The sequence below is a fragment of the Halarcobacter sp. genome (assembly GCF_963675975.1).
Lineage (GTDB): Bacteria > Campylobacterota > Campylobacteria > Campylobacterales > Arcobacteraceae > Halarcobacter.
Genome location: NZ_OY780939.1, coordinates 2,050,959 through 2,063,197, shown reverse-complemented (window position 1 = coordinate 2,063,197; position 12,239 = coordinate 2,050,959). Strand labels below are relative to the sequence as shown.

At 26.6% G+C, this 12,239-nt stretch carries 7 protein-coding genes; all 7 read right to left on the bottom strand.

Going from position 1 to position 12,239, the window contains the following annotated elements:
- Positions 1 to 8: 8 nt before the first annotated feature.
- Positions 9 to 2,195 (bottom strand): EAL domain-containing protein, encoded by a 2,187-nt coding sequence (locus ACKU3H_RS10065; RefSeq protein WP_320033723.1) that lies wholly within the window; start codon positions 2,193 to 2,195, stop codon positions 9 to 11.
- Positions 2,192 to 5,872 (bottom strand): TolC family protein, encoded by a 3,681-nt coding sequence (locus ACKU3H_RS10060; protein WP_320033722.1) that lies wholly within the window; start codon positions 5,870 to 5,872, stop codon positions 2,192 to 2,194. Before ACKU3H_RS10060 ends, ACKU3H_RS10065 begins: the two co-directional genes overlap by 4 nt.
- A 5-nt stretch (positions 5,873 to 5,877) precedes the next feature.
- Positions 5,878 to 6,633 carry a hypothetical protein gene (locus tag ACKU3H_RS10055; protein ID WP_320033721.1) on the bottom strand — a complete coding sequence of 252 codons (756 nt, stop codon included), beginning with the start codon at positions 6,631 to 6,633 and terminating at the stop codon, positions 5,878 to 5,880.
- Positions 6,634 to 6,645: 12 nt separating this feature from the next.
- A complete protein-coding gene (locus ACKU3H_RS10050; protein ID WP_320033720.1) occupies positions 6,646 to 7,785 on the bottom strand; it encodes a hypothetical protein in 1,140 nt (379 codons plus the stop codon).
- Between the two features lie 9 nt (positions 7,786 to 7,794).
- Positions 7,795 to 8,748: a hypothetical protein gene (locus ACKU3H_RS10045; protein WP_320033719.1), complete on the bottom strand. Its 954-nt coding sequence runs from the start codon at positions 8,746 to 8,748 to the stop codon at positions 7,795 to 7,797.
- 107 nt (positions 8,749 to 8,855) lie between these two features.
- Positions 8,856 to 10,133 carry an HlyD family type I secretion periplasmic adaptor subunit gene (locus ACKU3H_RS10040; protein ID WP_320033718.1) on the bottom strand — a complete coding sequence of 426 codons (1,278 nt, stop codon included), beginning with the start codon at positions 10,131 to 10,133 and terminating at the stop codon, positions 8,856 to 8,858.
- A 2-nt stretch (positions 10,134 to 10,135) separates the two neighbouring features.
- Positions 10,136 to 12,238, bottom strand: coding sequence for a type I secretion system permease/ATPase (locus tag ACKU3H_RS10035; protein WP_320033717.1), 2,103 nt, complete (start codon positions 12,236 to 12,238; stop codon positions 10,136 to 10,138).
- Between the last annotated feature and the right edge of the window lies 1 nt (position 12,239).

Here is a 12,239-nt window from a genome sequence, read left to right as displayed (position 1 = left end):
TATATACCTTATCTACTAGCAGCATATGTGCCAAGTCTCTCTAATAAATCATAATCTGCATCAAGTTTAACTGTATCAGCAACCACTTTAATATTGTAAAGTTCTGCAAAAATCAAAATATTTTTAACTTTATGTTTTTTTATTACATCATTTGAGAACCCAGTAGTATATTCATGACTCATTCTTATATAATCAAGATTAAGACTTTTTAACTCTTCTAAAGGATAATCAGTTGTCTTATATCTTTTTAATATAATACTTGCACCTACTTCATGAATATTTTTTATAAAATCAATAAAAGCATCTTTATTTAGATATGCTGTATAAGAAGTGATACTAAATACAATTTTATCAATAATATCTTGATTCGCTTTTAATACATCTAATAACCACTTCATAAATTCTTTATTTTTTATAGAGGTCATAGATAAGTTTATAGCTATTTTATGGTCAATATTATTACCTCTAATATATGCAAAAGTCTTAACAATAACCAACTTATCAAATTTATCTGCAATATGAAGTTTATCTGCAACAGAGATAAAAGAACCTATTGATTGAGGATTTCCATTTGAATCAATTAATTGTGGTGAGGCTTCACTCATAATTAAATTTTCATTATCTTCAAAGGTATAAGTATCAAATACAAATTTTAAGTTAAACTCAGCTCTTTTTATAATATCAACAACATTGCTGTCTAATTCAGAATAGTTTCTTTCAATCTCATCTTCTGCAATTATATGAAATGAGTTTTTTCCTTGAGCTTTAGAGCGTTCATATGCTTTTTCCATAGTTGATAGTAAAGAATCAATTGTTCCATAAATATCAAAAAATGTACCACCAATTTGTATATAATCATCTGGCATATTATAAATATCACTAAGTTTTTCATTTAGTTCTTTAATAATATCATTACACATAGATTCACAAGCTTCTATATCTACATTTTTGGCAATAACTGCAAACTTTGAACCATAAAATCTATAAAGTTTCATATCTTTGTTGTATTTGAAAATTACATTTTTTAATATATTTACATAGCTTTCAATAAAACTGTTAATATATCCTGAATCATATTTTTCACTAATCTCATTAAGTTTTTCTATCTTTAAAGTAAATACATAGCCTGGTACAGCTGATACATACATACTTTTTATATCAAAATCAAATATTGTTTTGTTTGGAAGTCCAGTTAAAGTATCACTTGAAACTTTTAACTCTAAAGACTCTTTGTTTACATTTAATTCATTTTTTAAAGCAGCAACTTTTCCTGATAGTTTAGATATCTTTTTAGTTAATTCTTTTATCTCAGGTGTACCTTCAAACTGTGTTTTATCAATAATAGAAAATCTATCGGATAAAATATTTTCCAAATACCCATTTAGATAATTAACCGGTAAAGTAACATATCTTTTAAATAAATATTTATGATAAAAACCTAATACAAAAATAATAGGTAAACACATAACTATATTAAATAAAATAAGTGTAAAAAGAAAATTTTGTATTTCATTGTTTATTTCATATTTATTTATTTCATAAGTAATAGAAGCAACTGTATAATCTTGTTTTTTTATAGGATATGTTTTATTTAATGTATTAGTATCTAAGAAATTTCTTAAAAATGAACTTTCAGAATTTCCAGTAACTAATCTTTTTTCTTTGATATTAGAAAAGTCTAATTTTGCTATAACATTTTTAATTTGACCATTTTTATATAATTGGTATCGAACTCTAAGTGGTTGAGAAATATCATAATTATTTGAAGAGATAAACTCATAAAAAGAGCTATTTGGAAGTTTAGTTATAAGACCAAATCTAACATCAACTATAACCTCACCTAAACTCCATGATTTGTCATTGAAGCCTTCAGAATTATCAATAAGACTATTTTTATCAAAAATATATCTTTTTGTATCTATTTTAATAAGTGAAAAAAGAGAAGAACTAAATACCTTTTCAATATTTTCTTTTAAATTTTCTTTGTTATATAATAAAATATCATTATTTAATTTTGAATTTAAATACTGAACATTTATTTTATACATATCAATTTTTTTACTTAGTATTATTTTCTTATAATGTTGAAAGTACAAATAAGAAGAGAAGATAAAAAGTAAAGCAAACACTCCTAACATAATATTAGAATATGAAGTATTATTATGCTTGAATTTATTATTGATTTTTTTTATCATCTAACACTTCCTATTTGTTTAATAGGAGGATTTGATTCATATATCACTGGGTGTAAAGTCTCAGTTGCTTTTTTTGCTTCCTCTTTAGTTTCATAAATACCATAATAAAGTTTAACTTTATTTGATGCATCTCTTACTACATAATATGGACCAACTGCCCTTGCACTTACAAACCAATCTACTTCACTAGGCTTTAATGTTGCAATTTCTAAAGTGAATTTATCTTTTGGTACTGTTTTGAATTCATCTCTAAAGTTTTCTAATCTTTTTTTATAAGGTATAAATTCCTCTTTTACTTTAGTACCAAAATCTACCTCTTCTATAGAAGTAGTTTGAGGACGCGTATATTTAGGATTTTTTTCAGCTTCCTCTTTTGCTTTTTTGTCTGCTTCTATTTTTTCTAATCTTTCAGCTTCCTCTTTAGCTTTCTGCTCTGCCTCAATTTTTGCTTGTCTTGCAGCTTCCTCTTTTGCTTTCTTCTCTGCTTCTATTTTTGCTAATCTTTCAGCTTCTTCTTTTGCTTTCTTTTCTGCTTCAAGTTTTGCTTGTCTTTCAGCTTCTTCTTTCGCTTTTTGTTCTGCTTCGATTTTTGCTTGCCTTGCAGCTTCTTCTTTTGCTTTTTTCTCTGCTTCGATTTTTGCTTGTCTTACAGCTTCTTCTTTTGCTTTCTTTTCTGCTTCGATTTTCGCTAATCTCTCAGCTTTTTCTTTCGCTTTTTTGTCCGCTTCTATTTTTGCTAATCTTTCAGCTTCCTCTTTTGCTTTCTTCTCTGCTTCGATTTTTGCTAATCTTTCAGCTTCCTCTTTTGCTTTTTTCTCTACTTCTATTTTCGCTAATCTTTCGGCTTCCTCTTTTGCTTTCTTCTCTGCTTCGATTTTTACTAATCTATCAGCTTCTTCTTTAGCTTTTTGTTCTGCTTCTATTTTCGCTAATATTTCAGCTTCTTCTTTTGCTTTTTTGTCCGCTTCTATTTTCGCTAATCTCTCAGCTTCTTCTTTTACTTTCTTCTCTGCTTCGATTTTTGCTAATCTCTCAGCTTCTTCTTTTACTTTCTTCTCTGCTTCGATTTTTGCTAATCTTTCAGCTTCTTCTTTTGCTTTTTTCTCTGCTTCGATTTTTGCTTGTCTTGCAGCTTCCTCTTTTGCTTTTTTGTCTGCTTCGATTTTTGCTTGTCTTGCAGCTTCTTCTTTAGCTTTTTTCTCTGCTTCAATTTTCGCTAATCTTTCAGCTTCTTCTTTTACTTTCTTCTCTGCTTCGATTTTTGCTAATCTTTTTGCTTCAATTTTTGCTAATTGATCTGCTTCCTCTTTTTTATTTAGCTTTTCTGATAAGTTACTTTTATATAATTTATTTTCATTAAATATTAAATTATCATTATATTGTGTTTTTACAGAAGATATTTTTTCTACTATAGGGAAAACATTTTCATTTTCTAAAATTAATTTATTTATTATCTCTTCTATATTTGTATAATCTTCATATATTCCTGTAACTAGTTTTAATAACTCTCCACTGTTACCATATTTAAAGAAAAAAGATTCATCATAAATTTTATTTTTATTTATAAACTCTTCTAGAGCATCCAAATCTGTAAAAGATGAAACATTAATTGTATAAAATGAATTATTAGCATTTAAAAACTTTTCTTTAAACTCAGGATTTGTTTTAAATACTTTTTTTTCTGGTGGTTTAATTAATTTTTCTACTACTTTTATCTTAGTTTCTTGTTCTGGAACTTTTACTTCTAAGCCTTCTATATATTCATTATATAGTTTTTTTATCTCTGAAACATTTTTTATTTCATATTTTTTATCTGAATTTTTTTCTTTTAATTGTTTTATATACTCTTCTGCTTTTTCTTTTGTTTGAAAATTGTTATGTGCGATTTTTGTTTTAATATTATATTTTTCAACAACATCATATGCAAATGAATTATCATCTAAATCATTTTCAATCATAAAATTAAAAGCATCATAGATAGAATCAAAATCACTTATTACTATCATAAAACTTTCATCATCAAAATTAATAAACTGTTTTAGATAATTATCTATTTTTTCTTTTAAAGATAATTCAGGGGTCTTAATCTCAACTACTGGCTTTTCTTCTTTTTTCTCTTCAATAACTTCTTTAGGTTCTTTTTCAACTAATATAAGATTTTGTCCATCTTTTGCAATTACTGTTTTTTTATAATCACTTTTTGAAAAATCAATAAATTTTGAACTATCTGGGTTAACATCAAAGAAAGATGATAATTCTCCTGTTAACTCAAGTATATTGAAAAAATCTACAAGTTGATTTTTCTCAAAATTAACTAATTCTGTTTCTGCTGAATTTAATTGTCTTTGTCCTTGAAGTAAAGTATTTAAATCTTGTTCACCTAATTTAAAAGCTTCCCAATAAGCTGTAACCATTTTTCTTGAAGCTTTAATCTCTTCTATTGTACTTTCTAATGCATCTCTTACAGTTTTTACTGATGTATGAATTTTTGATAAATTCCACTTAACTTTCTTTTTTTCTTCCTCAAGTTTATAAGATAAATCTCTTATTTTACTGTTTACTTCTAATACTTTATTTTTATCTCTTCCACCATTAAATAGATTATATGTAAATTTAACTTTTCCACTTATATCTGTTTCATCCTCTTCAATATCTTCACCGTCAAATGTTTTTCCGTAAGCTAATTCAAAATCTATTTTTGGTTCAAAAGCTGATCTTTTATTTTTTTGATTGAACTTTTCAGCTTCAATACTTTTATAATAATTTATAAGATTCCTATTCTTTTTAAGAGCTCTTTGATAAAGTAAATCAAAATCAGTTATATCAATATTAAAATTTTTTTCGTATGGAATTGTTTTTTGGAACTGCGTACCTACTATATATTCATAATATCTAAGAGCTTCAACAAATTTAGATTTAACTTTTACTAATTTTGTCAAAGCATTTGCAACATTGGCTTTTATTGATGTTAAATCACCAATTGATGCTGCACCACTTTCATATTTTGCAGTTACAATCTCTAAAATTTTATTTAGCTTTTTCATATTTCGTTCGTTTACCATAACTGAACGATTAGTAAACACTACATCAAAATATGCTTTAATTGCTTTTTTTATCTCTTCATCTAACTTTATTCTATATTGATTTCTTGCAACTTCGAGTTTTTTAGATACACTTTTTATATTATTATAAGTTGAATTTCCCGAATACAAATTTTGTCTTAATATAAATTCAAAATTGTTATCTGTATAAAATTTATATTTATCTCCTTCATTCTCCCCAGGTTTTGTTCTTGTTCTTCCATATTCATAATTGAAATTTAATGTAGGATAATAGTCTGCTATTGCATTTTTTACTTTTAATTCATTTTGAATAACACTTTCTCTTGAAGATTTTAAAATATCACTTCTAGATAAAGTTTCTAAAACAACATCAATAAGCTTTACTTTATGATAAAGTTTTGTATCTAAATTATTATCAGAATTAAAAGTTTTAAGTTTTGAAGTTCCAGGAACTTCTGCAATATACTCTTTTTTTACTGCATTAAGAAGTTCTTTTTTCCCTTCAACTTGTTTTAGTTTTGTAGCTCTTATTAGATTTAAATCATTAGAATCATCTAAGGCATATGATGAAGGAACAATTAAAAAGATTAATAATACATATCTTAAAATACTCATATTCACTATTTTTTTATCCTAATTACCAAATATCCATTTTGTTTATTTATATTTTCTTTAACCTCTGTGCTAGATAATAAGTCAATTCTTACATCTTTTTTTTCATATCCAAGTTTTCTAATAAGATTCCTAGCTCCAATAGATCTTGCAAGTGAAATTTGTTTTGAAATTGTTGCACTTGCTCTTCCTTGAACATCTGCAGCATTTATTAAAACCTGATGTTTTCCATATTTTTCTTTTACTTCGGCTAGGAAAATTTTTAATTGTTTTGTAATAGCATTATCAAAGAAAATTTCATCACCTTTAAAGGTAATAATAAAATAGTCATCCACATTTAAAATTTGTTGTTGTGTATCATTATCATCATCTTTTCTATCTTTAACATCAATACCACCAGCTTCAATTTCTGATTCTTCTTTCTCTTTTGCTTTTACAGTTCGTTCTTCAATAGTTTTTCGAAGTCTGATAATTTCATTTTGCATTTGAGCAATAGATTGAGACTGATTTTGTGTTTGTACCTGTGCTTGTGTAGGAACTTGTTCTTGATACATTTTAGTTGTTCCTTCACTAGGATTATCATTTACAATCAAATCATCAGTAGCAATTGAACCTGTATATGATACTTTATATTTAAATTGCGCATAATAACCAAGATTAACCAATACAACTAGTAAGAATAACAACATTACTAAGATAACTGATGAAAAAATATCCACGAACGATGGCCAAGGATTAAATTCATCTTCACATCTATTTGCCATATATTAACCTACTTATCTTCTTGATTCTAATTTGTCTAATTTATTACTTAAAGTAGAAACTAATTCCAATAATAATTTATTGTTTTCTTCTTGTAAGGCTAAACTTTTTTTAATACTTCTATGCTCTGATAAAATAACATTTGAAATCTCCTCTAAAGATTCTTGCATCATAGAAGCGTTTGAAAACTGATTAACATTTGATTCTCTTAAAGTTGAAACAATATTTTCCAATAATACAGCTTCTTTTTCATTTACTTGATTAGTATTAGAAAGATTATCAGTAATTAGTTTATAAATCTGCTCAGAAGATCTATTTGAGTGTTCAAGTTTATCAGTAAAATCACCCATTGTATCAATAAATACATCTAAGAAACCTTGCATATTTCCTCCTCCACCTTGAGGAGCTGCTGCTAAAATACCAAGTTGTTCTCTCGCCTCTTCCATAGTATCTGAACTTTGAGAATCGATAATTTTACCCTTCATCCAATCCTCAACATCTTGTAAAAATCCTGCTTGATTTCTTGTTAAGATATATTGCATAACATTTAGAATAACAGCTGATGCAACACCAAATAGTGAAGAAGCAAAACCTACAGACATACCACCCAATGGTCCAGAGAAGTTAGTCATAATTTCACCAATATCAATATCATCTCCACCAAAAGATAAAATAATTGCTCCCATCTCATCAATTGCAACTAATAAACCTGTAAAAGTACCAAAAAGACCCAACATAAGTGAAGTACCAACGAAAAAGTTTGTATAACCTTTTTGATTAAAAAACTGTTCATTTAACCATTCACTAACATTTTTTGCTTCACCTTGAGTAAAATAAAGAACACCTTTTTTTGCTCTTTTATTAAACATATGAGCAATGGTTGCAGGGAAAATTCCAGTTATACCTTGTAAGTAAAACTCTAAAGCTTTTCCTTTTTTATAAGCTAAGATACCAAATGTACCAGAAAGCATTGTAAGTTTTATTGCTGCTTGATATAAAATCAAAAGCCCAATAGAAAATATTGTTAAAATAGCAATATTAAAAGTTAATGTTGCCATAAAGAATGTTGTAATTAAATTTAGATTTGAAAAAACTAAAAATAGTATGAATAATAGAAAAATAAAATATATTTTTAATATTTTTATACGTCTCATTTAAAAACCTTAAAACATAAATAGAAGAATTGAAATAACTAACCCAAGAGCAACAGTTGTTACGGTTTTAGTCATATTATCTACTATATTTACAAAGGCACCACTACCTTCAACTGGTTCACCTATTACAACAAGACCTATAACATTTCCCTCTATATCTGCTACTTTTTGTACTGCTCTAAAATATGCATCATCAACAGAATAACCATCTTCAAGCATCTGTTTATAACTATCTTTTCCATTCTCAATTATTTTTGCAAAAAATTGTCCATCATATTTTTCTTCTTCAACGTATAATGTATCTATAACTTCTCTATATTTTCCATCTCTAGCATTTATAGAAAGTCTATTTAGCATTCTTTCTTCTATCATAAAAAGAAAAATTAAATTATCTTTCATATATTCAGCTTTGTAATCATGAATCTCTTCTTTTAGTTCTAAAATACCTATCAAATTATCATTTGAAATTATAGGTTCAATATAAGAATAATAAATACCATCTGATAAGACTTCAATTCCAAAAATTTTATTTTTTGTATTTATTACAGAGTTGATTGTGCTTCTATATTGATTAACCTGATTAAATACTGGATAAAAACTCATTTGCAAACTATTAAAGCCATTTTCTTTATAACTATTATTAAAACTAGTAACTATACTTCCTACATTTTGTAAATTATTGTTTTCTACACTAGAAATAAAGTCTTGATTTGATTTCATTGTTAAAATAATTTTTTTAAGAGTTTGTTCTTTTTTTACAACCCTATTTTTATAATTTTTTACATAAGTTGAAGACATATTTACATATACATCTTTTGATACACTTTCTGTCATATGAGTTAAAAGATATAATGATAAGAAGATACCAGAAACAGATAAAAATGCTAAAATTGTAAACCATAAACCTTTTTTAGATTTAAGGTCTGAAATAAACTTTTGAAGAAACTTGAAAAAGCTAAACATTAATTAACCCTTAAAATAATAAATTAAGTATATATATTAGTTAAATTTCCCTTTTATTAAGATGAAAATTTGATTTAATTATACAATAAATAATAACTTATTATCTTTTATTTCTCCCCTAAAGCATTTTTGTTTATATCTTTTAGTGGTTTAATGATATATTGAAGTATTGTTTTCTTACCAGTTAAGATATTTACATTAGCAATCATACCCGGTAAAATAGGCAATTCAGGAGCAAACTGGTTACTATCTACTTTTACTTTTACTAAATAATATATGTTACCATTTCTATCTTCAAAAGAATCTGGAGAAATAGAGATTAATTTACCATCTAATAAACCATATTTAGAGAAATCATATGCTGTAATCTCTACTGATACTTTTTGTCCTGCCCAAATTTGTGCTCTATTACTAGTAGCCACTCTAGCCTCTATTGTCAAAGTATCATCTAAAGGAGTAATTTCAGCAATTTTATCTCCTGATTTTACAATTCCTCCAATTGTATGAAAGTATAATCTATTTATAACTCCATTTACAGGAGAAACAATATCTTTTCTAAGTTCCCTATCTGTATTTGCTTTATTTCTCTCTATAAGCTTATTTATTTCTGCTTTTAAGGTTGAATATTTTTCTAAATATTTACTCTTTATTTCAGATTTAACACTTTGGATTTTCTTTTGAGCTTCTTGTATCTCTTCTTTTATAATAGGTATACTATTTCTTGTTTCTGATAGTTTTGTTACTATATTTTGCTTTTTAGATAGTTCCCCTATGTACTCTTTTTTTGATACAACTTTTTTCTTATATAAAGATTCTAAAATCTGCATATTTGTTTGAGCTAAATTAAGTTCTAATGTTAAATTTTCAAATTTAGTTTGAGCCTCATTTAGTTTATACTCTTTTTGTTTTAATTGATCTCTTGTAATGTTTATCTTTGTTTTTTTATTTTTTAAATCCTCAAAAAATATTTTTTTCTCATTTTCAATTATATCTGGAATTTTTTCTTTTAATTCATCAGGGAATGAAATATCTTCTTGTTCATCTATAGTAGCTTCTAATCTAACAGCTGCAGCTCTAAAAGCTAATAAATCAATCTCTTTTGATTTTAAATCTGCTTTAAAGAACTCATTAGAAAGAGTATATATGATTTGACCTTTTTTTACAGTTTCACCCTCTTTTACTTTAATATCAGAGATTATTCCACCTTCAAGGTTTTGCAAAATTTTTGTTTGACCAGAAGGAACTACTTTTCCACTTCCCCTTACTACTTCATCAACTTCACTAAATGAAGCCCAAGAAATAAAAGCTATAAAAAAAAGCATAATAGGTATAACAGAAACATAATAGTTCCATTTTTTTTCTTCAAATAATAGATTATTACTCATAGCTATTTCCCTCTTTGTTGTAAGGCAGCTAAAACTTTATCTTTTGGTCCATCTGCAACTATCTTACCATTGTTTAAAACTATTACCCTATCTACTAATTCTAAGGCTGCAAATCTATGTGTAATGACTAATAGAGTTTTCTCTTTTAATATCTCTTTTACATGGGAAATAAGTGTTTTTTCCAAACCAACATCAAGCCCAGTAGTAGGTTCATCTAATACTACAATTGAAGGGTCTTTTAAAATAGCTCTAGCAAGTGCAACTAAGTGTCTTTGACCAACAGAAAGATTACTTCCTCTCTCCCCTACTTGTAGGCCATCACCTTGTCCTGATTTTTTCACTAATTCATCTAATCCTGTTAATTTAATTAGACTCATCATTTTTTCTTTACTTATAGGACTAGACAATTCAATATTCTCTTTTAAAGTTCCAGAAAACAAAAATGGCTCTTGGGGCATCACACCTATATTTTGTCTTATTTCAACAGGATGAATAGTTGAGATTTCATGTCCATCTAAAAAGATACTTCCTTTACTTGGAGTATCAAGTCCTGTTAAAAGTCTTAGAAATGTTGTTTTACCTGCACCAGTTTGTCCTATAATTCCTATTTTTTCACCTGGATTTATTTTTAAAGAGCATTCATCAAGTGAAGGATATTTACTATTTTTATAAAAGAAACTAACCTTTGAAAACTCAATTTCACCTTTAAATTGTCCTGCACCTATTTCAACATTTTTATCATTTTCTAAAGGTAGATGCCAAAACTCATTTATATTATTTAAAGACTCTTTTATCTCTTTTAATCTAATTACCATCATTGATGTTTGAATAACTGGAACCATAGCTCTACTTGATAAAATAGTTACGGCTATTAAACCACCAACAGTTAGATTTTTTGAAGCTATTTCAAAAACACCCACAACAATAACTGCCATAGTTACAAACTGAACAACTGTTTGGGAAAGATTCATTGAAAATACATTTAAAGATTGTATTTTTCTCCCTACACTATCAGTTGAAGCAACCATATTTCGCCAATTAAACAGTTTACTTGAGGTTGCATTTGAAAGTTTTATAATCTCACTTCCTTGGATTGTTTCAACTAAATAACTATTTTTTGATTGAATATTCTCTACATTTTTTTTACTTAAATTTGAAATTGGTATTTGCATAACAACATTAAATATTATAATTAAAATTGCTACAGAAAAAGGTACCATAGCAACGGCTGGAGAGATTAGAAATATTACAAATATTGCAATAAAGAAAAAAGGTAAATCTATAACTTGAATAATTGATTTTGTTGCAAAAAACTCTTTTATCTGATTTAATTCTCTAAAAAGATTAGCTTTTGAACCAACTAACATATTATCAAATTCAGATTTTATACACAACATCCTTTTCATCAACTCTTCTTCTAAATACAAGCCAAGTTTTTTACCAACATTTTCTATAATATGATTTCTTACACTTTTAAAATACACATCAAATATTAAAATAATAATAACACCCGAAGCTAATACAAAAAGGGTTTCTGTGGCATTATTTGGAACTACTCTATCATATACACTCATTGTAAAAAGTGGAACTGCAAGAGCAAATATATTAATAAAAAAAGTTAAAAAACCTATTTCTATGTATGAGCGCCAAAAAGTTTTAACAGGTCTCCAAAACCAATCTTTTGATCTTTCAATATCTAATAATTGTTCTTTTTTTGCATCACGGAAAATTAAAATTGCTTTTTTAAAATGTTTTAAAAAACTTACATCTTCTTTTAAAGTTTTACCAGTTATTGGATCGTGTAAAGATACTTCTTTATCCCTTTTTAATAATACATAAGGTTTGTTCTCTTTGTTAAATATAATACAAGGGAAAAAATGAGAAGGTATATCAAAACCATCAATATCTTTTTCAACTGCACTTAATCCAACCTCATTTGCAACATCAATAACCATTTTAGATGTAAAACCATTGTTAGATATTGAAGATAGATTTAATATTGTATCAATTGAGATATCACCAAAATAAAAATCTAATATATATTTTAAGGTATATAAAAGAGGGTATTCCTCTTTATATGCCTCTTTTTCTAAAGCTTCGTCCAAA